The 26965-nt window shown below is 41.5% G+C and carries 25 protein-coding genes; 20 read left to right on the top strand and 5 right to left on the bottom strand.

Translation table 11 applies throughout. The features are described from left to right. The first annotated feature begins 1 nt into the window (after position 1). From ACESTK_RS05290 to ACESTK_RS05320, 7 genes are all read left to right on the top strand, one after another. A complete protein-coding gene (locus tag ACESTK_RS05290) occupies positions 2-649 on the top strand; it encodes a TrkA family potassium uptake protein (RefSeq protein ID WP_173735587.1) in 648 nt (215 codons plus the stop codon). Between the two features lie 38 nt (positions 650-687). Continuing rightward, a complete protein-coding gene (locus ACESTK_RS05295; protein ID WP_373119024.1) occupies positions 688-963 on the top strand; it encodes a hypothetical protein in 276 nt (91 codons plus the stop codon). 38 nt (positions 964-1001) lie between these two features. Next, positions 1002-2978 (top strand): ATP-binding protein, encoded by a 1977-nt coding sequence (locus tag ACESTK_RS05300; protein WP_195699192.1) that lies wholly within the window; start codon positions 1002-1004, stop codon positions 2976-2978. Then, on the top strand, positions 2971-3690 hold the full coding sequence (locus ACESTK_RS05305) for a response regulator (RefSeq protein ID WP_118578082.1): 720 nt from the start codon (positions 2971-2973) through the stop codon (positions 3688-3690). Before ACESTK_RS05300 ends, ACESTK_RS05305 begins: the two co-directional genes overlap by 8 nt. Positions 3691-3770: 80 nt before the next feature. Next, positions 3771-4820 (top strand): FUSC family protein, encoded by a 1050-nt coding sequence (locus ACESTK_RS05310; protein ID WP_173717784.1) that lies wholly within the window; start codon positions 3771-3773, stop codon positions 4818-4820. A gap of 431 nt (positions 4821-5251) precedes the next feature. Further along, positions 5252-6007: a YoaP domain-containing protein gene (locus ACESTK_RS05315; RefSeq protein WP_187564821.1), complete on the top strand. Its 756-nt coding sequence runs from the start codon at positions 5252-5254 to the stop codon at positions 6005-6007. Positions 6008-6028: 21 nt separating this feature from the next. After that, on the top strand, positions 6029-6880 hold the full coding sequence (locus ACESTK_RS05320) for a DegV family protein (protein WP_118578085.1): 852 nt from the start codon (positions 6029-6031) through the stop codon (positions 6878-6880). 59 nt (positions 6881-6939) lie between these two features. On the opposite strand, the gene ACESTK_RS05325 is transcribed toward ACESTK_RS05320, so the two are convergent. Beyond that, positions 6940-8013 carry a helix-turn-helix transcriptional regulator gene (locus ACESTK_RS05325; RefSeq protein WP_148462032.1) on the bottom strand — a complete coding sequence of 358 codons (1074 nt, stop codon included), beginning with the start codon at positions 8011-8013 and terminating at the stop codon, positions 6940-6942. A 234-nt stretch (positions 8014-8247) separates the two neighbouring features. Between ACESTK_RS05325 and ACESTK_RS05330 the strand changes: the two genes are divergently transcribed. Both ACESTK_RS05330 and ACESTK_RS05335 read left to right on the top strand, forming a co-directional pair. Continuing rightward, complete coding sequence (locus tag ACESTK_RS05330; protein ID WP_118578087.1) at positions 8248-8727, top strand: sigma-70 family RNA polymerase sigma factor; 480 nt, start codon at positions 8248-8250, stop codon at positions 8725-8727. Next, complete coding sequence (locus ACESTK_RS05335) at positions 8724-10169, top strand: hypothetical protein (protein ID WP_373119029.1); 1446 nt, start codon at positions 8724-8726, stop codon at positions 10167-10169. The genes ACESTK_RS05330 and ACESTK_RS05335 overlap by 4 nt, the downstream gene beginning before the upstream one ends. Positions 10170-10282: 113 nt before the next feature. Here the strand turns inward: ACESTK_RS05335 and ACESTK_RS05340 are convergent, their stop codons facing one another. Continuing rightward, positions 10283-10558, bottom strand: coding sequence for a substrate-binding domain-containing protein (locus ACESTK_RS05340; protein ID WP_173735591.1), 276 nt, complete (start codon positions 10556-10558; stop codon positions 10283-10285). A 420-nt stretch (positions 10559-10978) separates the two neighbouring features. Between ACESTK_RS05340 and ACESTK_RS05345 the strand changes: the two genes are divergently transcribed. The 7 genes from ACESTK_RS05345 to ACESTK_RS05375 all read left to right on the top strand — a co-directional run bounded on the left by ACESTK_RS05345 (position 10979) and on the right by ACESTK_RS05375 (position 16398). Continuing rightward, on the top strand, positions 10979-11959 hold the full coding sequence (locus tag ACESTK_RS05345) for a leucine-rich repeat domain-containing protein (RefSeq protein ID WP_173771428.1): 981 nt from the start codon (positions 10979-10981) through the stop codon (positions 11957-11959). 350 nt (positions 11960-12309) lie between these two features. Then, entirely contained in the window at positions 12310-12756 is a 447-nt protein-coding gene (locus ACESTK_RS05350) for a flavodoxin family protein (RefSeq protein WP_118578117.1), read from the top strand. 85 nt (positions 12757-12841) lie between these two features. Further along, a complete protein-coding gene (locus ACESTK_RS05355) occupies positions 12842-13312 on the top strand; it encodes a GNAT family N-acetyltransferase (RefSeq protein WP_148462037.1) in 471 nt (156 codons plus the stop codon). A gap of 60 nt (positions 13313-13372) precedes the next feature. Continuing rightward, positions 13373-13957: a sugar O-acetyltransferase gene (locus ACESTK_RS05360; RefSeq protein WP_118578091.1), complete on the top strand. Its 585-nt coding sequence runs from the start codon at positions 13373-13375 to the stop codon at positions 13955-13957. A 45-nt stretch (positions 13958-14002) separates the two neighbouring features. Further along, on the top strand, positions 14003-14218 hold the full coding sequence (locus tag ACESTK_RS05365) for a hypothetical protein (protein ID WP_187564823.1): 216 nt from the start codon (positions 14003-14005) through the stop codon (positions 14216-14218). A gap of 110 nt (positions 14219-14328) precedes the next feature. Continuing rightward, positions 14329-15993, top strand: a complete 1665-nt coding sequence (locus ACESTK_RS05370) for a dicarboxylate/amino acid:cation symporter (RefSeq protein ID WP_373119033.1) — start codon at positions 14329-14331, stop codon at positions 15991-15993. 123 nt (positions 15994-16116) lie between these two features. Beyond that, on the top strand, positions 16117-16398 hold the full coding sequence (locus ACESTK_RS05375) for a transposase (RefSeq protein WP_272092444.1): 282 nt from the start codon (positions 16117-16119) through the stop codon (positions 16396-16398). Positions 16399-16455: 57 nt separating this feature from the next. On the opposite strand, the gene ACESTK_RS05380 is transcribed toward ACESTK_RS05375, so the two are convergent. From ACESTK_RS05380 to ACESTK_RS05390, 3 genes are read right to left on the bottom strand one after another with little or no spacing between them, the layout of a single operon-like run. After that, positions 16456-18834 (bottom strand): glycoside hydrolase N-terminal domain-containing protein, encoded by a 2379-nt coding sequence (locus tag ACESTK_RS05380; RefSeq protein WP_187564825.1) that lies wholly within the window; start codon positions 18832-18834, stop codon positions 16456-16458. A 43-nt stretch (positions 18835-18877) separates the two neighbouring features. Further along, entirely contained in the window at positions 18878-20056 is a 1179-nt protein-coding gene (locus ACESTK_RS05385) for a response regulator (RefSeq protein ID WP_173735595.1), read from the bottom strand. Positions 20057-20108: 52 nt separating this feature from the next. Further along, positions 20109-21878 (bottom strand): sensor histidine kinase, encoded by a 1770-nt coding sequence (locus ACESTK_RS05390; protein WP_373119037.1) that lies wholly within the window; start codon positions 21876-21878, stop codon positions 20109-20111. A 275-nt stretch (positions 21879-22153) separates the two neighbouring features. On the opposite strand from ACESTK_RS05390, the gene ACESTK_RS05395 reads away from it, so the two are divergent. The 4 genes from ACESTK_RS05395 to ACESTK_RS05410 all read left to right on the top strand — a co-directional run bounded on the left by ACESTK_RS05395 (position 22154) and on the right by ACESTK_RS05410 (position 26813). Further along, entirely contained in the window at positions 22154-23500 is a 1347-nt protein-coding gene (locus ACESTK_RS05395; protein ID WP_118578097.1) for a carbohydrate ABC transporter substrate-binding protein, read from the top strand. 151 nt (positions 23501-23651) lie between these two features. Beyond that, positions 23652-24533 carry a carbohydrate ABC transporter permease gene (locus ACESTK_RS05400; RefSeq protein WP_148462043.1) on the top strand — a complete coding sequence of 294 codons (882 nt, stop codon included), beginning with the start codon at positions 23652-23654 and terminating at the stop codon, positions 24531-24533. A gap of 11 nt (positions 24534-24544) precedes the next feature. Next, positions 24545-25372: a carbohydrate ABC transporter permease gene (locus ACESTK_RS05405; protein ID WP_118578099.1), complete on the top strand. Its 828-nt coding sequence runs from the start codon at positions 24545-24547 to the stop codon at positions 25370-25372. Between the two features lie 16 nt (positions 25373-25388). After that, entirely contained in the window at positions 25389-26813 is a 1425-nt protein-coding gene (locus ACESTK_RS05410; RefSeq protein ID WP_173735597.1) for an alpha-L-fucosidase, read from the top strand. Positions 26814-26965 lie beyond the last annotated feature (152 nt).

The raw sequence follows: 26965 nt of genomic DNA on the forward strand, positions 1-26965 counted from the left end.
TATGAAAAATGTATTGCTTATTGGACTTGGAAGATTTGGAAGACATATTGCTAAGCAGCTGAATCAGCTGGGACATGAAATTATGGCAGTTGACTGGAATGAGGAGAGAGTAGATAAAGCATTACCATTTGTGACCAATGCGCAGATTGGTGACAGTACCAATGCTGAATTTTTACGTTCCCTTGGAATAGGAAATTACGATATCTGTTTTGTAACCATTGGAGGAAGCTTTCAGAATTCTCTTGAAACAACTTCCCTTCTGAAAGAACTGGGAGCGAAACTGGTGATATCCAGGGCTGAGCGTGATGTTCAGGAAAAATTCCTTTTGCGTAATGGTGCGGATAAAGTGGTTTATCCGGAAAAGCAGGTTGCAAAGTGGGCCTCGATCCGTTACACAGATGATCATATCCTCGACTATATGGAGGTGGATGCATCCCATGCGATTTTTGAAGTGGAAGTGCCGGAAGAATGGGTTGGAAAAACAGTAGGAGAACTGGATATCAGAAAACGCTACAATATTAATATTCTGGCAGTAAAAAATGAAGGAGAATTTGGTATTGCAATTTCACCGGATACGTATTTTGAAGAGAATCATAAATTACTGGTGTTAGGAGAATACAGAGCCCTTCAGAAATGTTTCAGAATATAGTCATTTGTTATGGAGAGGCTGCTATAGAGGTGAAGACAATGGCAGAAGGAATATTGGCAGTTACTGTATTTTGTATGTTTGGACTTGGATTTTATATTGCAAATAAAGCAGATCAGTTTTGGGGCGAAATTCAGGAAAATATGGAAGAAAAACAGCAGTCATCGAAGACATTGTTTTTGAATACTCTTTCAGATGAAGAATTGTTAAGAGAGATTCATGAGTGTAAAATTGAATATAAGGAAGCTGAAATTATAATTTTTGATGGACAGTCCAGGTATGAAAAAAAGAATTTTGACCATAATACAGTCGCATGATATAATTGCAAAAAAGGCAGAAAAAGGGGACTGGCAGGATGAGTCTGGGAATTGAAGAGGATAATAAAAAAACAGATGAACATATCCTTGTTTGTCTGTCAGCAGCACCCTCCAATAAGAAAATAATAGATACAGCGGCAAAAATGGCGAATGCGTTGCAGGCACGTTTTACAGCCTTGTACGTTCGCACTGGCACAAAATCAGAAGACTTAGATAAAGAAAAACTGGAAGAACATATTCGGTATGCAGAAAATCTGGGAGCAGAAATCGTAATGACTCATGGGGAAAACATACCGGTACAGATCGCAGAGTATGCCAGACTATCAAATGTTACTAAAATTGTGATTGGACAAAGTAATGCCCGACGAAATCATTTTTTCAGTAAAGTGACTCTGACAGAAAAACTGATTGAAATTGTACCAGATATTGATATCCATATTATTCCGGATACGGTCAAAACAGGAAACTACCAGAAACGGTCATTTACATGGTATATGGAAAAACCGTCTGCAAAGGATTATTTTCTGACAGTTTTTATATTTGCAGTATGTACTTTGATTGGTCTGCTGTTTCAGAAGCTGGATTTCACGGACACGAATATTGTAACCATATACATTCTGGGGGTTTTGCTTACTTCCATTGTGACAGATGGTTATCTATGCAGTGTAGCCGGTTCTTTCTTAAGTGTCTTTTTATTTTGCTTTTTTCTGACAGAACCAAGGATGTCTTTTCAGACCTATGCAGTGGGTTATCCGGTGACCTTTCTCATAATGCTAATTTCATCCGTACTTACAGGGGCACTTGCGGCAAAGCTGAAAACACATGCAAAGCTTTCTGCACAGCTTGCTTTTCGTACACAGATTTTGTTTGATACAGACCGTTTGCTGCAGAAAGCAAAAGGAGAGATAGAGATTCTTGATGTTACCTGTACACAGCTCCTTCGCCTGCTGAATCGTAATATTACAGCATATGTAGTAGAAAATGGAGCATTATCAGAAGGGAAGCTTTTCTCTGGAGAGGAAAAAGAGGACGCGGAAGATTTTTTAACACCTGAAGAACTGAAGATAGCCAGATGGGCCTATGAAAACAGACAGCGTGCCGGTGCATCCACACATCATTTTCCACAGGCCAAATGCTTATATCTGGCAATCCGGAGCGGGAACAATGTTTATGGAGTAATAGGAATACCGCTGCAGAAAGAAACACTGGACTCTTTTGAATACAGTATCCTGCTGTCCGTGATAAATGAATGTGCACTTGCAATGGAAAACGCACAAAATGCCATGGAAAAAGAGAAAAATGCAGTGATAGCAAAAAACGAACAGTTGCGGGCAGATCTTCTTCGGGCAATTTCCCATGATCTTCGAACTCCCCTTTGCTCCATTTCAGGCAATGCAGACATGCTTCTTAGCAACAGTGAACGGCTTGATGAAGCTACAAAGCATCAGATCTATACGGACATTTATGATGATTCTGAATGGCTGATTGGAGTTGTGGAGAATCTGCTTTCCATTACCAGGCTAAATGATGGAAGACTGAAATTCAAATTTACAGATCAGCTGCTTGATGAGGTGATCGCAGAGGCTCTGCGGCATATCAGCCGGAAGCATGACGATTATAAAATCGTAACTGACTGTGAAGAACTTGTTCTTGCACGTATGGATGTCCGCCTTATTATACAGGTTCTGGTAAATTTAATTGACAATGCCATAAAATATACGCCGCCAGGTACTGTAATCAGCATCCGGGGAACTAAAACAGATGGAAAAGCGCAGATAAGCGTGGAGGATAATGGACCTGGGATTCCGGAAGAAATGAAGCCGCATATTTTCCAGATGTTTTATACCGGCAAAACAACAGTTGCGGATAGTCACCGAAGTCTGGGACTGGGGCTGGCGCTTTGTCACTCTATTATAGAAGCCCATGACGGAACCCTGATTCTGACGGACCATGATCCCCATGGATGTAATTTTACTTTTACTTTACCTTTAAGTGAGGTGACATTGAATGAATAAAACATTAATTCTGGTGGTTGAGGATGACAGACCTATAAGAAATCTGATCATTACGACGCTAAAAACACATGACTATAAATATCTGGCAGCAGAGAATGGTTCTTCGGCCATTCTGGAAGCTTCCTCTCATCATCCGGATATTGTTCTTCTTGATCTCGGGCTTCCAGATATGGAAGGGGTAGAGGTAATAAAGAAAATCCGTACCTGGTCGAACATGCCGATTATTGTGATCAGTGCCAGAAGTGAGGATACAGATAAAATTGAAGCACTGGACGCTGGTGCAGATGATTATATTACAAAACCGTTTTCCGTGGAGGAATTGCTTGCGCGTATTCGTGTTACGCAAAGGAGACTTGCAATAACGCAGACCGGAGAACAGCAGGAAACCTCTGTTTTTAAAAATGGTGAATTAGAGATCGATTATTCGGCTGGCTGTGCATATCTGAAGGGTGAAGAATTACATCTGACTCCTATTGAGTATAAGCTGCTCTGCCTTTTATCCCGTAATGTGGGAAAAGTATTGACACATACATTTATTACCCAGCAGATCTGGGGACAGTGTTCTGAAAATGATATTGCTTCCCTCCGCGTTTTTATGGCAACACTTCGAAAAAAACTGGAACCAGAAAAAAATGGTGTGCAATACATCCAGACGCATATTGGAATCGGATATCGTATGATCAGAATTGAAAGCAATAGTCTGGCCAGGTAATTATTTCCTTAAAAATCATTCTTGAATTACCTTCCTGTTTGTGATAAAATGCCTATTTGCATAAAAACGGGAGGTGCTATATGACATTTTATCAGGAACTTCAGTTGAATCAGGCAGGTTCAAAAGACCTGCTGAAAAAAAGTGAGACCGCAAAAGAAAAAATCTATCATCTGTTTGTATATATGGCGAAGGTAGCGGTCACAATGGCGTTTTGTTTTTTATTTGTTACTATTTTCAGCATTCTGCTTGGAAATGAGAACAGTATTGTAGGTGTCGTTGTCTTATTATGTCTTATGGTATTTCGAAATGCCGATCTCGGAATCCATACCGGACAGTCTACCATACTTCTGGCTTTGTTTTTCGCAGTTATGACTGTGTGTCCACATCTGGCAAATCAGCTTTCCCCGGTACCGGGAATGCTGTTAAATATTGCTGCATTGGCAGTGCTGATTCTGTTCGGCTGTCATAATCCATTTATGTTTAATCAGTCCACACTCGTTCTTGGATATCTGTTGCTGTATGGATATGACGTAACAGGGAAAAGCTATGAGATGAGACTGGTGGGAATGGCAGCAGGAGCTGTACTTACCTGTCTGGTATTTTATCGGAATCACAGAAACCGGGTTTATAAAAGAAAGATACAGGATGTACTGCAGGAATTTGATCTCTCTTCTTCCAGGACAAAATGGCAGTTATGCCAGATCCTGTGTGTACCGGCTGTACTTTGTATTGCAGAGCTTTTTAAAATGCCACGTGCAATGTGGGCAGGTATTGCAGCTATGTCAGCGATCTTACCGTTTATGGAAGACATGCAGTACAGAGTGAAGAAAAGAATTGTGGGAAATATTGCAGGAGTTCTTTGTTTTACAGCATTGTATTTCCTGCTTCCGTCATCCATCTATGCATATATAGGAATCCTTGGCGGAATCGGTGTAGGATTTTCCGCAAAATATGGCTGGCAGGCTGTATTTAATACATTTGGCGCTTTGGCTATCGCTGCAGAGAGTTATGGATTAAAGGGTGCAGTCAGTCTTAGGGTGATTCAGAATGTATTTGGTGTTGTGTTTGCTCTGGTATTTTGCGCTGTGTTTTATTTGGGTATGTCAAAAAAAATGGCAGGAGAAAACTGATATAAGTAGCCATTTGGTTGGATGCAATTCTGACTGAATGGCTTATTTTTATGCAATAGAAAATATAAAATTTCAAAAATATATACGCTGAAATCAGCCTATTGCAGTATACGAAATCTCAATAACGTGATATAGTTAGCTTAAATAGGCTTTTTAGAAAACATGCCGTATTTCATATGGCTTCCTGTAGAGCATTGCATCCGCGGTACCTATGGTTGGGAAATCAGGGAGGAGATTGCAGAGCTTCTGGAATCTGGTCCCATTGATAAAACTACCTTTGGAAGCCATTTTTGCCGGAAGTGCCAATCATTGTAGATTCGCTCTGTTGCGCAGGAGTAACGCCAGAGAGTCATGAACTGGCTCTGGAAGCTATGAAAGCGTGTTAGATCAAGGTTATTTAAGCAATCATGATATCTGGGAAAGGTGATATTATGCATTATATTAGAATTACAAAAGAAAACATTGACAAGGAACATATCTGCTGTGCTATGTCAGGAAAAAACAGTATCGTAAAAAAAGAGTGGTTAAAACAGCGTTTTGAAGAAGGATTGGTTTTTTATCGGAGTGCAGAGCGCGGAAAGTGTTTTATTGAATATATTCCTGCTGAGAATGCCTGGGTGCCCATTGATGCAGACGGATATATATACATTAACTGCTTATGGGTTTCCGGTTCCATGAAAGGACACGGCTATTCCAATGATTTGCTGAATGAATGCATTCGTGATGCAAAAGAACAAGAGAAAAAGGGAGTCTGTATTCTGTCTTCAGAAGGACGAAAAAAAGAATTTCTGGCAGACCCGAAATATTTAAAATTTAAGGGATTTTCTGTTGCAGATACTTCGGACTGCGGAATCAATCTTATGTATTTACCATTTGACACAGATACTGAGCCGTCAAAATTCAAAGAATGTGCAAGACACCCGAAAGTAGAAGAGGAAGGATTTGTTCTCTATTATACAGATCAATGTCCTTTTACCTGTTACTGGGTGCCTCGTGTAGTGGAAGTGGCAAAAGAACACAATATTTCTTTAAAGGTAATTCATGTTACAAGCAGAGAAGCTGCACAGAACGTTCCGGCACCGGTGACAACGTATGCGCTATTCAGAGATGGAAGGTTTCTGACACAGGGAATACAGTCTGATAAAAAATTTCTGGCTCTTGCAGGCCGGGAATCTGATAGAAAATGAGTTGGCAGAGGAGAAACGAATATGGTAAAAATTATTTCAGACAGTACCTGCGACCTTTCGCAGGAATTATTGAGAAAATACGAGATTGACATTCTTCCGCTTCATATTCTTCTGGGTGATAAAGAATATGGGGATGGAAAAAACATTACCCCGGATCAGATTTATACCTGGTCTGACGCAAATAAGACAACGCCTAAAACTTCTGCTCCTGCCCTGGCAGATGCCATGGAACTTTTCCGCCCATATGCAGAGGCTGGAAGGGAAATTGTCTGCTTTTCTATTTCAGCAGGTATGTCCACCTCTGGAAATGTGATGCGCCTTGCTGCTGAAGAGCTGGGGGCTTCTGACAGGATAAAGGTAATCGATTCTGCAAATCTTTCTACAGGTATCGGTCTTCTTGTAATAGAGGCTGCAATTATGGCAAAGAATAACCGGACAGCTTCCCAGATTGTTTCTGAGATAGAGAGGCTAAAGCCAAATGTGCGAGCAAGCTTTGTGGTTGATACCCTCACCTATTTATACCGCGGTGGACGCTGCAATGCAGTAGCGGCTATGGCCGGAGGTATTTTAAAACTGCATCCCAGGATTGTAGTAGAAAATGGCGCCATGAATGCTTCTAAGAAATACCGGGGGAAAATTAATTCTGTTATCATGGACTATGTTAAAGATATGGAAAAAGATTTAAAAAATGCGAGACCAGAACGTGTATTCATAACACATTCTGGCTGTAAACAGGAAACTGTAGAGAAAGTGCGGGCTTATCTGGAAGAGCTTGGCGTTTTTGATGAGATATTGGAAACCAGGGCAGGTGGTGTTATATCAAGTCATTGTGGACCTGGCACATTAGGTGTGTTGTATATTGCAAAATCGTAAAGCATGCCCCCCTTTTTATAAAACTGCACAGTATAGTTTTTCATTTGGCTTTGTAATTGTTATTCATCCCTGACACACTTCCATAAATTGCTCAGCTCGCTTTTTTCCTGGCTTTTGATAAATTCATCAACCCCAATCATGGCAGTATCACCAAAATCATCAAAAGCGCTTGCAGGAGTCTTACAGAAAACAAATCGGATACTTGAAACATCGTAATTTGGTGATTCGTCGAAGTGCAATGCAACATCCTTTGCTCGCCGAAGGCTGTTGATTGCTTCTTCTTTTTTACACAGCGACAGCAGAACATCCGCTCGCAGTGCCCAAAGAAATGCTTCGCTTTTGTCCATATATCCCTGTTTTTCGGGATCTTTTAGCCCGGGATAAAAGGCAAGAGCCCAATCCACAAGAGCTAGAGCATTTGCATAATCTTTTGTCTTACAGAAAACATTCATATATCCCACCACAATTTCAAAGTGCGTCACAGTTAAATCTAATAATGCCCTCGATAAAAAGGGAAGTGCTCCCTCCGGATCATTGCAAGAGGACGCAAGCACCATTCCAATCGAAGAGTGGTTCAGCCGACATGGATTGTTCTCTTTCAATAATGCAATTCCTTTGTCATATTCCCCAAGCGCAAAATGGATTTCAGCCATTTCCCTGCGAACAGAAACATCACTTATCTCCGGATCTTTGTTTTGTCCGATCAGTATACATGCACGTTCACAAAGGGAAAGCGCCTTCTTTGAATAAGCAGCATTCTTTTGCGTCAGTCCTCTTAAACGGTAGATTCTGGCACTGTAATAAACAACATCAAAACAATTCGGATAACACTGTAATGCCTTTTCAACATCAGAAAAAACATCCTCAGTATCTCTGTCGTGAGAATACTGCTTCAGCCTTGTAATTACAGTTTCTCTGTTATTGTTTCTAAACTGGTATCCGATAAGCGCATCGATAGACACCTCAAACAGATCTGCCATCTCCGCAATCAGGTTTAATTCCGGCGTCGCCACACCCCGTTCCCATTTTGAGACAGATGCAAAGGTAACGCCTAAAGCTTCCGCTAACTGCTCCTGTGTCATAGCGTGTTCTTTTCGCAACTTGCTTATATTTGCAGAAAGTGATAATTTCATCTTTGGTACCTCCCTTTTTCTTTATATCTATATTTTACTGCAAATTTGCAAATAAGGAAGGTATCAAGAGTACAATTAGTTTAGTTTTTTTTGGACTGTTAGTTTAGCATTTGCATAGTCAGCTTATCATAATTATTTATGCGAAAATGAATTATTGGGGGATATTTTTGTTTTCTATGCGTCTAATAGATGTAAAGAAAAAGCTGGCCGGCATGAAAAAGAGGTGGTATTTAAATGACAAAAGAACAACTGGGAAATCTGATCCTGGATTCGGAAAGACAATTATACTCAACTGCAAAAACAATCTTATTCAGTGACCAGGACTGTGCAGATGCTATCCAGGAGACAATTGTAAAAGCTTTTTCCAAAATAGACACATTAAAAAACGATAAATATGCCCGTACCTGGTTGATCCGAATTTTGATCAACGAATGTTACAACCTCGTACGTAAGTCCAGTAAGTTTATTTCGTTTGAAGATCTGGAGGACAGACTGGAAATGGAATCAGAAAAGTCAAAGGATTACAGCGAATTGTATGCCGCTGTAAATTCCTTAAAAGAGGAGCTGCGTTTGCCCGTTATTTTGTATTACATAGAAGATTTCAGCGTAAGAGAAATCGCCCAGATCCTTGAAATATCGGAAGGTGCTGTTCAGAAGAGACTTGCAAGGGCAAGGGGAAAATTAAGGCAGGAATTGCAGGAGGTGCTGGTATGAGATTAGAAGATATGAAAAGCGATATTCCCGAAACACCGGATTTTATCCATAAAATGATTCAAAATGAGGTTGCAAAGCAGATACAGGATACAAAGGTGATGAATCTTCAAAGAAGAAAAACATGGACGATTCCCAAAATCGCAGCTGTAGCAGCTGCTTGTACGCTGGCAGTTTCCACAGCAGCATATGCAGGTGTAAATCTGTATCACTGGTTTCTGGAGAAGCAGGGCGCTTATGGTGTAGCGGTTAAAATTGATGCCGATAGCATGGCAAAGGAAACCATGCTTCCAGATGAGGTTCCAGAGGTAAATCTGTTTGCCAGATACATTCCAAAAGGCATGAGCTGGAATGACGAGTATCATCTTCAGTATCCGGAACATGAACAGACCGGCGGGTTTAGCTTTGCATCTGTTCTGTTGGATAAAAATGATCTGGGACAGGTTGTGCAGGATCAGAATGTTATTGATAGCGAGGAGCGTACATTTGGAGAATATCAGGGAGTATACCTAAAGTATAATAGCATCGTCAAAAGTGGAACTTTTAACCAGAGAATTTACCTTGTCTGCCCGGATTTATACCGTGTGATTATGATCTACATAGGAGATGACGTATCAAAAGAGGATGCCATAAAGGTGGCTGAGAATCTGGTGATTACGGGAAACACAACTATGGTAAAAACTGCCGGGATGCCTACCTGGAGTGAAGACATGATAGCTGAAAAGATAGAAAATGATGATGATGATGAAATAATCACTTCTGTAAATGAGAAGGAGCTGCCTGTTTACCAGATCGGTGACACCTTTGATCTGAATGCGACTGGGGAAGACACAAATGGTGAGTATCTGACGAAAACCATTTCTGCAAAGGTGGATTCCATCCAGATCGCAGATGACCTTCAGCTTCTTGAGCCTGACAAAATACCGGAGGAATGGACAGAAGCAATTGGGGCTGATGGAAAACTGTCTGCAAATACATTGAATTATGTAAAATCTGGTGATGGAATCAATTCCCTGGATGAGATTGTGAAGTCAGAAGCTGTGAACCAGAAACTGGTTTATGCCACAGTGACCTATACAAACAATTCAGATGAGGAAATCGACCATATGCTTTATCTTGGTGCTTTGCTAACCATGACAAAGGAAAATGGAAGAGTACAGATTTACGTTCCAACGGAACAGTCCGGCGATGGCTATGACCGCATCACCTGGGATGGCATGGCAAAGACCGGAGAAATGGTTTATTATAATGTCTCTGAAAATTATGGCAATGGCGGAAACTACATTTCCTCTATAAAGCCAGATGAAAGCGTGCAGCTGAACATGGCCTGGATCGTAAATGAAAATGACCTGGAAAATCTGTATCTTAATGTAACCGGTGATGGAGCCTCGTATGAGTTTTCTGAAAATATACTAAAAAATGGACTTGTAGATATTCGCAAATAATAGTTTAAATATGTAAAAAACGAAGCAAATTAACCATTTCCGGCAGTCAACAGCTGTCGTGTTAAAAGTCCCGGAATGCCAGTAATGTGGATTCCGGGACTTTTGGATAAAAACTAAAAAATGGTTGTCTCACGTTTAATTAGAGTGGGTAGTACTGTTTTGTGAATGGGGGTCTCCATAATAGCTGGGCGACGCTTTTTACGGTTTTTCATCTGCATGACGAGGATATCCATGGCTTCTTTAGTAAGAACATCGATTTGCTGATGTATCGTGCTGAATGGTATAAGGTATTCTGACGCAATCGGTGAATCGTCAAAACCAACAACCTGATAGGTTGGAGGTAATTCTCCGTATTTCTTTAGAACCAAATTTAAAAAAATAGATGCCAAAGGATCCTGCCACCAATGAAGATGCTTACGCACAAATAATTTATATGCCAGGTAGTTCATATCCGATTCAGGATAAAGATGTTACATTGTATGCAGTTTAGGCACAAAACAGTGGAACGCTGATGGAAGATATTACGATTGCGGTAAGAAATGATGGCAAGGTACCCTCAGAACCCGCCATTTAAATAGCGTTTTTCGAAATCAGAAATGAAATCGAGAAACGCTTCTTATTTCCGCAATTTTGCTTCGTCCTGTAAATTTCAGTGTACCTATTCTTTTGGGTCAGATCATATCGTAAAGGAAAATTATTGGATTAAACATAATTTTACTGGCTGTAATGATAGTGACAATGAAATTCTTTTACTATATTCTGATAATGTAAAGATTGCATAATATTGATTGTGGAAAGGGGGCAGCAGAATGAAGAAAAGGATATTGACTGTGGTGATTGCAATCGCAATACTGGCAGGAATTGCGGTACCGGTAAGGGCAGAAGAAACTGTTCCGGAAGAAGCCGTGGAGTGCCTGACAGAGATGCCTTATGAAGCATTACCGGAAGAAGAGTTTGAGTTTGATGAAGCAAGCAGAACGATTACTGCGTATATCGGAACATCTGTGGATGTTATTATACCGCGTACGATTGGTGGTGTGCCGGTAGAAAATATTTCTTATAATGCTTTTGAATGTGCAAGAGATTATGTGCATTCGGATATGGCAACCAATCAGAAAGAAGGCGAGTGGCTGCCAATGCGCTGTCTGATTCTGCCGGAGACATTGAAGTCTATAGAGGACAGTGCTTTTACCCACTGCCATGATCTGGAAACTGTGATTTGTTATGCACCTCTGGAAAATACGAATAAAGGTTTATTTGAGGAATGTAAGGGATTGAAAACAGTGATTTTTGTGAACGGGGTTGGAGAGATGGACAATTACCTGTTTAATTACTGTAAGAATTTGAAGACCGTATGGTGGAAGGGAAAGGTAAACAGAATCGGGGTACAGTGTTTTGGAGCTACAGGTTTGGAGCAGTTCTGTGTGAATGCGAAGAATATTGACAGTTGTGCATTTATCGGATGTGAAGATTTGAAGGAAATACACATTCGCAGCGGAGTTGAGAATCTTAATATGACAGCATTTGCAATGCTGACAGGAATCGAAACAATTTGTCTGGAAGGGATTGATCCAGATGTAATGGAAGCAGACTGGGTGAACTTACAGAACAGCACAGTTACTATCATGGTGCCAGAGGATACTACTGATGAACAGCTGCAGCTTGTGATTCAGAAGTTTGCCAGTGCATATATAATTGTAAATAAATCCCAGGTACAGAAGGACAGCTGCCAGCTGTCGGATGATCCAATGCCGGATATTGATGGCATAGTTGGTGAATATGGTATTTAACCGAATCAAGTAGCGAAGCGGACCTGGAATATCCGCTTGACAGGAAAATCTGATTAACCGTCAAGGTACATTGATATTGTATGCATGAAAAGATCCCAGTAAAGTGGAGGCGTTTTAGCCATTCGCTTTGCAAAGGGATCTTTTTCTGATTTGCATACTCAAATGTCTGCAAAAACAGGTTATTTTGATCCGAAGAATATAGAATAGTTAAGCTATATATGATAATATAAAGACATCATACACATAGGAGCTTCGATAATTTGAACACAGGTCACGAAGCGACTGCGTTCATGAGCAAGTAACAAAGCGGACCTGGAATGTCCGCTTTACTTTATCAGAAAGGAAAACAAATGAGAAAAGCAATCGTATATGCATCTGTGCATCATGGAAATACAGAAAAATTAGTAAAGCGCATAGCAGACGAGTGTCAGTTCAGTTTAATTGATGCTGTAAAGCAGCCAAATGCAGATCTGAGCAGCTATGATATGATTGGTTTTGCATCGGGAATCTATTTTTCGAAATTTCATCAATCATTATTGGGATTTGCGGAGAAAAACTTACCAGACAACAAAAAGGTATTCCTGATTTGTACTTATGGTGGAAATGCAAACTATAAATCCATAGAGCAGATTTTGAGTAAGAAGCATTCTAAGGTGATCGGAAAATTCGGATGCAAGGGTTATGACACATTTGGTCCATTTAAACTGGTTGGTGGAATTGCAAAAGGGCATCCAGATGATGAAGATATTAAAAATGCAGTTGAGTTTGTAAGAGGATGCCAGATAAAACATTGTTGATGGTATCTCCTTATTTTGGAAATAGAAATATTGTGATTGGCGAGGGAAAATGCGGATAAATCAATCTGTTAAAAGGAGAGCGAAAATGATGATCAGAGACGCAAAAGAAAAAGACATTCCGAGAATTCTAGAGTTATTAAAACAGGTGCTGCAAATTCATGCAGATATAAGACCTGATATTTTTATTCCGGGTACAACAAAATATACCATAGACGAATTGAGAGAGATTTTGAAGAATAAAGAAACACCAATATATGTTGCAGTAAATGAGGCTGATGTTTGCGTAGGGTATGCATTTTGTCAATTACGGGAGCAGCCTTTTTCAAACAATATGGTTCCATTTAAATCTCTTTTTATTGATGATCTGTGTATTGATCAGGAAGCACGAGGGCAGCATATTGGTGAAAGCCTGTTTGAATATGTAAAAAACGAAGCAAAGCAACTGGGCTGCTATGAAGTGACATTGAATGTATGGACAGGAAATACTTCAGCAGAAAAGTTTTATGAGAAAATGGGGATGCGAACAAAAGAAAGACAAATGGAATACATATTATAAGTCCTGTTTTTATGGTATTATTAAAAAACAATGTGGACTGGATATCAGATGGAGGGACCTATGACAGAAAGAGAAAAAATGCTGGCAGGAGAACTGTACGATTGTGGAGATGCGGAACTGCTGACACAATGGCATAAGGCAAAAGATCTGGTAAGAGATTATAATCAGATGAATTCTGCGGATGCAGATGAAAAAGAACGAATTCTGAATGAACTTCTTGGCGGAAAAGGCAAAAACTTATGGATAACGGCTCCTTTTTACGTTGACTATGGTAATAATATCTACTTCGGAAATAACTGTGAAGTAAATATGAATTGTACCTTTCTTGATGACAATATAATTCGTATCGGTGATAATGCCCTAATTGCACCGAATGTACAGATTTATACGGCATTTCATCCGACAAATGCCATAGATCGCTTCGGGATACCTAAAGAAGACGGATCATTTGAATTTTGTAAAACACAAACAGCACCAGTTATCATTGGAAATAATGTATGGATTGGTGGCGGAGCTATTATTTTACCGGGCGTTACCATCGGGAATAATGTTGTGATTGGAGCAGGCAGTGTTGTAACAAAAAATATTCCCGACAATGTGATTGCTGTAGGCAGTCCTTGCAGAGTGGTCCGTAGAAATCAGTAACTAACATATTTTATCCAGATAAGTATACAAGCGAGAGGTTATTATATGTGTGAAATACAGAAGAAAATTGAATTACTACAGAAAATTGCACATCGATTTAATGAGGCGAATATAGAGTGGGCTTTAGGCGCATCTATGCTGCTGTACTTTAAAGGGATTCTTTCAGAATTTCATGATATTGATTTAATGGTCTCTGTTCATGATGCTGAACAGGTCCGGACAATTTTATCAGAAATGGGAGAACTTCACGCACCGATTTGATTTCCGGTATTATTGCAGTTATATCGGTATTGGTAGGAACTTATATGACGTCAAGTGGAATCAAAAACTGTAAATAAAAGATTTTAGGGTTAGGAGGGATTAATAGAACTATGAGCAAAAGATTGCTGGTAGAGCAGAAGCATACAAAAGCGGGAATAGAGTTTATCAAAGAAGGTCTGGAAGAGTTTGGCATAGAGAAAAAGCAGACCATAAAGACAATGCTTTTAGTAGAGGAAGTATTGGTGAAATTAAGGGAGCATGCCAAAGACCCTGATGAAAATATCTGCATTATTTTGAATAAAAGGTTTGGCAGGGTATATGTGAATCTGTCACTCCGTGGTGAGAAATTCCAGTTTATTTATGGTCATACCATAGAAGAAGTACTGGACCAGGAAAATGATGATCTTCAGAGCGCACAGGAAAAAGAAGAAAAAATAATCCGGGATGTCCTTCTCAAGGCGAATGAAGAAAGACTGCGCTATAAAAACAAGAACAACATGAACCTGGTAGAAATTACAGTACAGAAAAATCCCCATGCCATGGTATTACATACAATGCTGGCTTTAATAGCTGCAATCGTAATAGGTGTATTGATGAAAGTGTTTGTACCTTCAGGCGTGAACGAAGCACTGAACAATACTATTTTTACATCTATCAGCACAATGTTCCTGAATGCTTTGAAGATGATTGTAGGCCCGGTAGTATTTTTCTCCATAGCATGCTGCATTTCCCAATTTGGAGATCTGAAAGAAGCCGGACGTATTGGTGGAAAAGTCATGGGCTTTTACCTGCTTACCACGGTTCTGGCAATTCTTACGGCAACAGGTGTGTTTGAATTATTGAAGCCAGGTAATCCAGAGCTTGCGGCAAAACTGGCTGGAGATGCAGCTGCGGTGTCGGTTTCGGATGTAAGTATTTCAATCAAGGATACAATTGTAGGAATCATTCCGGCAAACTTTGTAAAACCGTTTTTAGATTCCAACATGATGCAGCTCATCTTTTTGGCAGTTCTGATTGGAATTGCATTAGAGAAGATCGGGGAGCATTCCAGATTATTAAAGGATATATTCGAAGCATGCAATGACCTGTTCCTGAAGATTACAGTGATGCTGGTACGCTTCATACCTGTTGCAACCTTTTGCTCCATTGTATCGGTTGTATTAAAGACAGGACCGGATGTGCTGTTGTCCATGCTGGCCATGCTTGGAACTTTTGCAGTGGGAATCGTGGCGATGATCGCTGTATATTGTATATTACTTGGAGTAATCGGCCGTTTGAATCCAATTCCCTTTTTGAAAAAATACAGTCCCACAATGCTTCAGGTGTTCGGAATGGCTTCCAGTAATGCCGCGATCATTGTGAACATGGATGCCTGCGAGAATAAACTTGGTATATCAAAGAAAATCTATTCCCTGTCTATTCCCCTTGGGGCAACGGTAAATATGGACGGAACCTGTATATATTTGGTGATATTTGGCATGGCACTGGCAAGAGTTTTCGGTGTTGATATCAACGGTGGAATGATGCTGTCTATGTTTTTCTCCGTGTTTGTTCTTTCTGTAGGTGCGCCAGGAGTTCCAGGAGCGGGGCTTGTATGTCTGTCTGTACTTCTGACACAGTTGAATGTTCCGCTTGCAGGAATCGGACTGGTCATGGGACTGGACTCCCTGCTTGGAATGATGCGTGCAATGAGCAACAGCCTGGGCGATGTGACAGCATCCCTAATTGTTGCAAAATCAGAAAAGAAGCTTGATATGGAAAAATATATGAGTTAGTTTGAAGAAACTATAAAAAATAGGTATTAAGCTTTCGTATAGAAGCTACATGCCAATCCATGGTTTATGTCAGGTACATGCACTTGCTTATAATATATTTAATTAGTTTAGATGATTGGCGTTATCTGCAAATATGAGAAAACAACGTATAGAATTTCTCCAATTTTTAAATTTTCGACGACGGTCAGGACGGTGATTTATACTACAAATACCATTGAATCCCTGAATTCTACCTACCGGAAACTGAATCGCCAGAGAAGCGTATTTCCAAGCGATACAGCTCTATTAAAGGCACTGTATCTTGCCACATTTGAAGTTACCAAGAGATGGACCAGTACGATCCGGAACTGGGCACAGGTGTATGGTGAACTGAGTATTATGTACGAAGGGCGCCTTCCAGAGTAACGAATAAACAGGCGAATAAGACGGGCGGAAAACCGTCTGCTCTCACAAAGTTCTTCCTCAGCTTAGCATCCCATTTCCTTCGTATGCCACGCCCCCACGCAGTGAATAGCCCCTCACGTCCCCTTTTCCGACGCGGAGACGTAAAGTGGTGTCATGAGCAGGAGTTAAGGTGTAGGTGACATTCTTCCCCTCCCATTTAAGATCCACGCGGATGTTTCCGCGGGCAATGAACCCCGTGGCTTCCCCATTTCTCCAGGAGGGTGGGAGCGCAGGGAGAAGGACAAGCTCTTCTCCCTGGCTTTGAACCAGGATCTCGGCAACCGCAGCACTGTAACCTAAATTCCCATCAATCTGGAACGGTGGGTGGGCACAAAATAAATTGGGATAGATGCCACCTCTTCGTATTCCCATTTCTTCCATTGGATCTACTACATAAAACAGGTTTTTCATAATTTTCTCCACATGAGCGCCATCTTCCATACGGGCCCACATCAGAACTTTCCAAGCCAGACTCCATCCGGTTCCCTCATCCCCCCGAAGTTCAAGACTCTTTCTCACTGCTTTATATAATTCCGGTGTTTGTGGAGTAATGCCGCAGCCAGGATGAAGCTCATAAAGATGAGAAACATGGCGATGATGCACATCCTGCTCTGGAAATTCCTGGTTCCATTCCAGAATCTGTCCCTTGCTTCCAATAGCAGTAGGTACCATGCGCTCCAGCGCTTCCAGTACATCACACATTATCTGATTCTGCAAGCCAAGCACTTCACAGCCCTTCACATAATCCCGAAACAGATTTCTTGCAATGGCCATGGTATTTTCACTGTATTCTGCCACGGAACAATCCTCATAAAACAGATTTTCCGGTGAGGTAGCGGGACAGATGGCGAGTCCCTGATCTGTTTCCTGAAGCTGAGCCAGACAGAATCGCACGTTTTCTTCCAGTATAGGCATAATTTCCTTCAAATACTCTTTATCTTCTGTAAATAAGTACTGGTCGAACAGATTTCGGCAGAGCCATGCCTCCCCAAATGGCCAGAACGCCCACACCGCCTTTCCTGTTGCAGGAGAAGTTTTACCCCAGATATCCGTGTTGTGAAAACAGGCAGTTCCTTCACAGTTAAGCAGTTCTCTGGCGGTTTTCTGTCCATTTTTAACCAGCGCTTTGCAAAGATTTACCAGTGGCTCCTGCATTTTGGCAAGATTCAGTGGTCCTGTCATCCAGTAATTCATTTCGGTATTGATATTTACGGTGAAATCACTGAACCATGGTGGAATAATATCATTGCTCCAGATTCCCTGCAGATTGGCAGCCTGGGTTCCTGGTCTGGAAGATGAGATGAGCAAATATTTTCCGAAAGCAAACAGGATTGCATAAAGCTCCGGGTCAGATGCGCCCTCATGAAATGCTGCAAGACGCTCCCGCAGATCACACTGAGAAGTTTCAGCAGAAATCTTCGGTACATCATCCCACAGTCTCAATGAAGTTCTCCCATAAAAAGACCTGTATTCCTCTACGTGCTCGTTCAGCAGCTCTTCAAATGGTTTTGAAAGTTTTTCTAAATCGGCAGCCAGCATATGATGAATTTGGGCATCGGAATATTGCTCAGTATATGCTTTGTCAAATCCCCGGAAGCTGGTACGGATTGCCATACGGATTTCCACCCCAGTTACATGCTCCAATAGAATTCCATCAGCAGATCCAGTAGCTCTTCCACCTTCTGCAGTTACGCACCCTTCTCCTATAAAGTGTACACCCTGAAGCTCTGGTTCGTCCGGGAAAAGGAACTCTTCCGGTTTATTTTCCTTAATAACCTTCAGTCCGCTTCTTCCCGGACAGATTCCGGTAAGCGTGAAATGATTTTCCTTATAATCTTTCTCACGGATAAAGGCTCCGTCACAGTGGACCAAAATAGAAAATGGCCGGCTGCTATTAATCTGATACACAAGTCCTTGAGCCGGTGCGCTGATAAAGCAGTTACGTGTAAACTTAGCTCCATTTCTCACATAGCACTCAGACGCCACAGCCCTGTCTAAATCCAAATGTCTCTCATAATCTGTCACTGCTGTATCTGAATCTGGCGAAGCACCTGCAACTGTACCTCCATCAGCATCATAATTATCCTCCACAAAATCCAGAAGCAGATCCCCAAAGGGCAGATAAACCTGTACATCCTCAGCTTCTTCCAGCTTCTTTTCCATAACCAGTTTTGCTTCTTCATATTTCCCTGCCCTTGCAAGCTCCCTGGCCTGCTTCACTACTTCAGGGGAAAGTCCGGTCTGTCCGCTGTAAGGGGAGCCTGACCATAAGGTGTCCTCATTTAACTGTAACACTTCATGATCCAAAGCTCCGTGAATAACCGCTCCCATTCGTCCATTTCCCAGCGCAAATCCCTCCAGCCAGCATTTTGCCGGATTTTTATAATACAATTCCATATATTTATTCCTTTCATTATGGTATATTGGTGTTATGATCTGTCTACTGATGATACTTCTTTCCATATTCCGATGGCGAAATTCCCATGCATTTCTTAAACAGCCTGCTGAAATAAAGCTGATCATCAATTCCTACCATGGAAGAAATCTCTTTCATGGACATGGTATTTTCCTTGATCAGGGTTGCGGCCTTGCGTATCCGCAGATTATTCAGATAATTGGTAATGCTTGTGCCAACCTCAGATTTAAAAATCCTGCACAGATAACTGGAGCTTAAATTTACGTTTGCAGAAATAGAAGACAGGGTCAGCCTGTACATGTAATTTTCCTCCATATACTCCAGGGTTTTCGCTACATCAGTTTTATAGTGTCCCTCATTAGAGGAAAATTCCCGGAACACACTTCGCGCTTCCTCGTAATTTTCCAACATTTCCTGATAGGGCATATCCGGTGCAAAGGACTGGTACATGGTAAAACGATTGTATAGCTTTTTTACCAGCTGTTCCACCTTAATTTCACTGTCGGACAGCTCCGTCTGGGAAAAAACAACCAGTGCGCTATAATCGTTCAGCACCAGAATATAGGGCTGAAGCACTCCCTGAACCGCATCCAGGATCATATCCCGCAGAAGACTCCCGGAGATGGAAAATGCGTCATTAGATAAATACTTCTCAAAGGTTACATAGCAGACGGCACAGGAAGCTTCCATAAATGCAAGTCTGGTTTTAGCATGCTGTCCCATAAAATCTGAAAGCTTTACATCCTTCTGGAAAAATTCCAGCAGCAGCTTTGATATATCCTCTTCCTGATCCTTTTTTTCGGTTTCCCAATTTCTGGGCACTTTGTCCTTTAATTTTTCTACCGTTTTATTCAGACAGGCAAGAAGGGTATCTGGCTGGATCTTAATTTTCAGCAGATAATCTGCCGCACCAAGCAGCAGTGCACTTCGCACAGAATCAAAATCCTCGTAATTGCTAAGTACCAGAATTTCTCCCGGACAATTCTTTTCCTTTAAAGTCCGAATCAGCTCAAGCCCGTCCATCCCAGGCATTTTCAGGTCTGTGATGATCACATCCGGATGATGCTGTTCGATCAAAGGCAATGCCTCAAGTCCATTTGATGCCGTTCCGCAAATAGAAAAGCCATGCTCCTCCCAGGGCAGGATGGAACGAAGCGCAATTTTTACAATAGGCTCATCATCCACAATCAGTATACTGTACATGTATCGTCCTTTCTGACCAGAGCGTGTTTGAAAAAGGCTCTAGTTGTGTATTTTATGAAAGCGTGTCCGCATAAAGCTCCGGCAGGGTCAGGGTACAAGTAGTTCCTTTTCCCGGCTGGCTGTTAATTTTCAGCCCGTATTTTCGTCCGAAATTCAGCTGGATCCGGTCATTTACATTGGCGACGCCAATCCTTTTCCGCTCCGGGTGAGGTGCCAGAGCGTCAACTGTCACCTCAAAGCCTTTGCCGTCATCAGACAGTTCGATCATTACATCCGCATTTTCCCGCCAGCAGGTAATCTGAATCTCCATCACCGTGCCATTATCTGACGAACCGTGCATCACCGAGTTTTCTGCCAGAGGCTGCAGAATCAGCTTTGGAACCAGGCAGGAGAGCAGCTCATCCTCCTCCACATGGAAAGAATATTCAAAGCTTCCTGCATACCGGATCCTAAGAATGGAAAAATAATTTTCCAGATTTTCCAGTTCCTCCTGAATAGTAATATATTCATTCTTATTGGTAAGGGTATTCTGTAAAAGACTGCTTAGCGCCTGGATTCCGTCGCTTACAATCTGATCCTTATGCATGGCAGCCACAAACCGAAGACTGTTCAGAGTATTGAAAAGGAAATGAGGATTCAGCTGATACTGAAGCATCTGCAGCTCCAGCTCTCTTTTTTTCTTTTCCTGGGACTTTTGCTGGTCCATCAGATGTTCGATGGTATCTGCCATATGATCCATGCTGCCGGAAAGCCGGGAGAGTTCATCCTTATGCTTGTCCTGAATACGCACAGATAATTTTCCTCCGGAAACCTCACGGCAGAATTCCAGCATTCTTTTAATAGGAGACATAATTCCTTGATATACCATGGCTACAATTACGATGCACAGTAAAACCAGAAACACTACCACCACAAGAATATGTTTCAGCATGGCATAAACCTCTGAATTGATATAGTGGTAAGGCATGGTATATACAAACAGCTGATTCAGATTTTTATTAAAAATATAGGTCACCAGCTGATCCTCCCCATCCTCCTGGATGCTAAAGGAACTTGTTTTCTTTGGAAGCCTTTCCTGGATTTTTTTCAGAAGCTCATCGCCAGTTTTCTCCCCCAGGGCTATACTTCGGTTCCAGGAAGAGAGCACCGTTCCATCCAGATTCATATACATAATATTGGAAGAATCTGACAGTCCCACAGGCTCCAGTACTGTCTTGGAAAAGATTTTTTCTTCAATAGAAATCAGAGTGTATCCAATTACCCGGCTTTTGGAATAATGCTCGTAAATCCTTCTTCCAAGAACCAGAATATTTCTGTCACGGTAAGTATGTACATAAGCCCACACATCCTGGTCCTGCTCTTCAAGCTGCGACAGGATCCGGTCCACATCCTCCTGATAGAACCCGTCATAGCCCAGATCATAAAAAATATTTCCATCGGTATCATAGACAGTAATATTTTTTGCCTGGGCAGGATAGATGATTTTATTGCGGATCATGTTTTGAATCTCAAGCATCGCCTGATTCTTCTCCATATCTGTCATGTCTTTTTTTAGAAGACCTTTTTTAATCTCTTCACTAATACAGATGGAACCACACAGATACTGGTATTTCTCAATCTCACTTACCATATTCAGATTGATCATGGACAGGGTCTGGGAAATAGACGCAGAAAGCTTCTCCTGAAGTGCCGCGGAAAATATATGAAAAGAATAGCCGCTGATTCCTACCAATGGTATAATAGAAATCATCAGAAGGGCAATTACAAGTCTTGTTTTGATGCTGAATTTACGAAATCCCTGAAAATGATGTTTTTTTTCCATGGAGGTTCCTCCTGTTGCTGACCACTGACGGGTATCTGTCAAAATATTATTATTTTCATTCATTATACAGGAAAAAAACAGAATAATCTATGTAAAAGCAAAAGATGAAAAAATAATACATATATGCCGCAAGAAAATCCATATCAGATATTATTTACAAGAAAATGCTCCATAACGAGAATCGTTTTATTAATTTACGACAAAAGATTTTCGCAATATAATAGCATCATCAGGCAAACGTAATAAAACAGCCAACCAGAAGGAGGAAACACCATATGAAAAAAAGATTTGCAGCATCCGCAATGATTCTTGCCATGAGCGCAGCTACTGTACTTTCTCCGCTCACAACATTTGCGGAAGCAGAAGAACAGGAGCTGAACATTGCCATTTTCCAGGGTGGATACGGAGATGCTTACTGGAATCAGATGGTAGAGCTTTTTGAAGCAAGCCATGAGGGCGTGAAGGTAAATATGACGATCAGCCCGACTATTGGTGATATTATTCGTCCACAGATCGTAGCCGGAAACGCGCCGGATTTTATCTGTCTCAACGATGGTGGTGAGGACGGCGTAATTCTTTCTTTGATTAAAGAACATGCACTTTTAAATCTGGACGATGTATTTGACGGAGAAAACTATGCTGGAACCGGTACTCTTCGCGATGACATTACAGACGGAATTCTTTCCAGTACAAAGTGTGCACCATACGGAGACGATGAAATTTATCTGGCACCATTTAACAGTGGTCCGCAGGGTCTGATCTACAACAAGACCTTTTTCGATGAGAACAATCTGGAAGTTCCAAAAACATGGGACGAGTTTTTCACACTTGGCGATACCTTAAAAGATATTGACGGACGTGCGCTTTTCACCTATCAGGGAATTTATCCGGGATACATGGAAGAAATGCTCTGGCCGGCAATTGCAAATGAGTGCGGTGAGGAAGCTCTTACCAAGATTGCCAATTATGAGGAAGGTTCCTTCAACAACGAAGGTGTGTTAAAGGCTCTTACCCATATCAAAGAAATTGCAGAGAAAGGTTATCTGTTAGAGGGTACTGTAGGTATGAACCATACAGAGTCCCAGACAGAGATGATGCTTGGAAAAGCTGCATTTATCACGAACGGAACCTGGATGGAAAATGAGATGCAGGATGCTCCAAGAGAAGAAGGCTTTGAGTTTGCAATGGCCCCGATCCCAACTGAGAACGCAGATGATGTGCATTATGTATTCGACAGCTGTGAGCAGTTCTCCATTCCGGCTGCTGCAAAGAATCCGGAGCTTGCAAAAGAATTCCTTCGTTTCCTGTACAGCGATGAATCCGTATCTGCATTTGCAGAGGCTTCCGGTGCCCTCTATGCTACCAAGAGTGCCCGTGAAGTAGCAAAAGATAAGCTGTCTACTGCAATCTATAATATGTACGGAATCTACGAAGAGGCAAATGCTTCTTCCCTGATCATGAGCTTTGCAGCAGTTCCGGCTGACTGCAAGATCAACCCGAAAGATGAGATCTTCAATCCGATCACTTCTGTTATGAACGATGAAATGACAGTAGAAGAGTGGGCACAGAACGTGGAAGCTGCTTTCGCACAGGTTCGTGCTGATATGGAAGCTGCCAACTAAACTTCATATGCCAGCCGGATAAAAACGGTAAAGCATGGAAAGGCTGCTGCACAGTGTATGCGGCAGCCTTTTGTAACCCTGAACAGATAGATTGCCAATCGGTGATGTCATCCACATTTTTCAATATTTAAATTTAAAGAGGTGAGCAAGCGTGGTAAAAAAGCCCAGATTATTTATAGCCCTGTGTACGCTTCCTGCATTGATCTTAACCATTGTTTTTATGATTGTCCCTATGGTAAATGCCATTTATCTGTCTTTTACCAGTTCCACTGCACTTAGCGTAGGCTTTAACAGCAAATTTGTATTTTTGGATAATTACAGGTATATGTTCCAGGATAAGGATTTTCTTCAGGCACTGTTTAATACTCTTAAGCTGATGCTGGTAATCCCGGCTGTGACCATATTTCTAAGTCTTGTATTTGCATTTATCCTTACTCAGGGACAGCTTAAGGAAAAGTCATTTTACCGGACCGTATTCTTTTTCCCAAGTATTGTTTCCATGACTGTAGTTGGTATTGTGTGGTCCTTTGTGTTTAATCCCACAAGAGGAATTCTGAATCATATGCTGGATTTGTTCCATCTTTCCACCTGGAAACACGCATGGCTTGGAGAGGGAAAAACGGCTCTCTGGTGTATCGGTGCAGCCTTGGTTTGGCAGGCCATTGGTTATTACATGGTCATGCATGTGGCTTCCATTGATGGGATTTCCCAGGAGGTTTATGAAGCTGCTTCCATTGACGGTGCAACAGGAGTGCAGAAGTTCTTTAAGATCACCATTCCGTTGCTTCGCAGATCAATTGGAACGACCTATATACTTTCCCTGTCTGGTACTATCAACTTAAGTTTTACCCTGTCCAATGTTATGACAGGTGGTGGACCAAACGGCGCATCCAGTGTCCTGTTGCAGTATATGTACACCCAGGGTATGAGAAATGCCAACTTTGGATATGCCATGGCAATCGCCATGTTTACCCTTGGCCTTGCAATCGTCCTTGCAATGATTTCTAAAAAAATATCATCTGAAAAAGAATAGGAGGGAGACTGATGAAAACTGTAAGAACCTGGTGTATCAGAATCCTGATGATTCTGTTTACCGTTATCTTTTTGTATCCGCTTTTCTGGAACCTGATGTCTGCGTTTAAGACAAATGCAGAATATCTGACAGATCCTTATGCATTGCCCGCAGCTTTGAATCTGGATAATTTTGTGGCAGCATGGCAGAAAGCAAATATTGCCGCTTATTTTGGAAATTCCATATTTGTGACAGTGCTTTCCACTGTATTGCTTCTGCTTTTGGTCATTCCCATCTCTTATGTACTGGCAAGATACCGTTTTGTGGGCAGCAGGCTGATTTCTACGGTCTACATGGCTTGTATTTTTCTGCAGGCTACTTACATTATGATTCCTTTGTTTCTGGAATTACAGGCTGTGAACGGATTAAATAACCTGCCGGTATTATGTCTTGTTTATGCAGTTATGCAGTTTCCTTTCTGTATTTTTACCTTACAGGGATTTATGTCTGCGGTACCAAGGGATTATGAGGAGTCTGCAAGAATTGACGGTGCTACTAATATCCAGCTGTTATTAAGAGTTATGGTGCCTCTTGCAAAACCCGGGATTGCGACCATTACGATGTTAAGTGCCATGGGCTTCTGGAATGAATATCCACTGGCACTTGTTCTTCTTACGGAAGATGCAAAGAAAACCCTTCCCATCGGTATGGCAAACTTGTTTGAGGTGCAGAAATATGCTACAGACTGGGGTGCCCTGTTTGCCGGACTTGTAATCGTTATGATCCCAACAATTATTATCTATCTCATTGGACAGAGATATCTGCTTCAGGGAATCGGTGCAGGCGGGTTGAAAGGATGAAAAAAGGAGAAATCATATGCCAACTGATCAGGAATTAATAAAAATAGTTCCCTCCTGCCGCCAGATTGCCTATCAGGCAACAGAGTTTTATGCGTTTTTTCATTTTGGAATGAATACGTATACCAATCGGGAATGGGGAGATGGAACGGAAAATCTGCAAATTTTTAATCCTACAGAGTTTGACGCAGACCAGTGGGTGACTGCAGCACAAAATGCCGGCATGAAAGGCGTAATTCTTACCTGTAAGCACCATGACGGCTTCTGTCTGTGGCCTACCAGATATACCAGTCACAGCGTTGCAGCAAGCCCGTGGAAAAATGGCAGGGGAGATGTGGTCCGGGAAGTGTCCGAAGCATGCCGCCGCCATGGACTGAAATTTGGAATTTATCTTTCTCCATGGGATCGAAACCAGCCTTGCTATGGAAGTGGAAAAGAATATGATGATTACTATCTGGCACAGCTGACTGAGCTTCTCACCGGCTATGGGGATATTTTCAGTGTCTGGCTGGATGGTGCATGTGGGGAAGGACCTAATGGGAAAAAACAGGTCTACGACTGGAATCGCTATTACGAATGTGTTCGAAAATATCAGCCAGACGCATGTATCTGTGTGTGCGGGCCAGATATCCGATGGTGTGGAAATGAAGCTGGCGATGTAAGAAAATCTGAGTGGAGTGTTGTTCCTGCGCGTACAGCACTTGCAGAGAGTGTACAGGAAAGAAGCCAGCAGACCGATGATGAGGAATTCAGAATGCGCCGGATTACCAGTGATATGGAAGATCTTGGAAGCAGAAAAGCGCTTGAAGGTGAAACGGATCTGATCTGGTATCCGGCAGAAGTAAATACTTCTATAAGACCTGGATGGTTTTATCATCCAGAAGAAGATGATCAGGTGAAAAGTCTGGAAGAGCTGGTTCATATCTATATTGGGGCTGTTGGAGGAAATGCAACCTTTTTGTTAAACATTCCACCTATGCCAAACGGACTTCTTCATAAAAATGATGTTAAACGTCTGGAAGAATTTGGAAGCTGGAAAAAGAAATCTTTTGCTCATAATTTAATGAGTACAGCACATGTTTTTTCGGAAAATGAAGATCCGGCGCATCCGGCTTCCAATTTGACAAAGGATACTTTAGAAGCATGGTATCAGCCTGAAAGCAGTGAGCTGCCAGTAGAGATAACGATTTGCCTGGACGACTCATACAATTTGGGGTATCTGGTATTAAAAGAGGCTGTCTGCTATAGCCAGAGAGTAGAAAAATATGAGGTATTTGTTAAAGAAGGGGAAATATGGAACAGTATTTACACAGGAACGGTAATTGGCTATCAGAAGATCATTCCTGTTAAGGGGAAAAAAGCCAGGGAAATGAAAATTGTTTTACATGATTTCCGTGTACTTCCGCTTCTAACGTTTATTGGGATTTATCCGGAAAATACCTGAGCGGTTAAGTATTGTTTTATATTATTTCATAAATTAAATAAATAATTATTTATAAAAATACCCTTTAGGAGTAGAAATCATCCTAAAGGGTATTTTCCTCTTAAGCGATATACAGGGGAGGTGGTGGTAGTTTCTACCTTAAGAGGGAAGCA

The sequence above is a fragment of the Ruminococcus sp. Marseille-P328 genome, assembly GCF_964249465.1.
Lineage (GTDB): Bacteria > Bacillota > Clostridia > Lachnospirales > Lachnospiraceae > Blautia_A > Blautia_A faecis.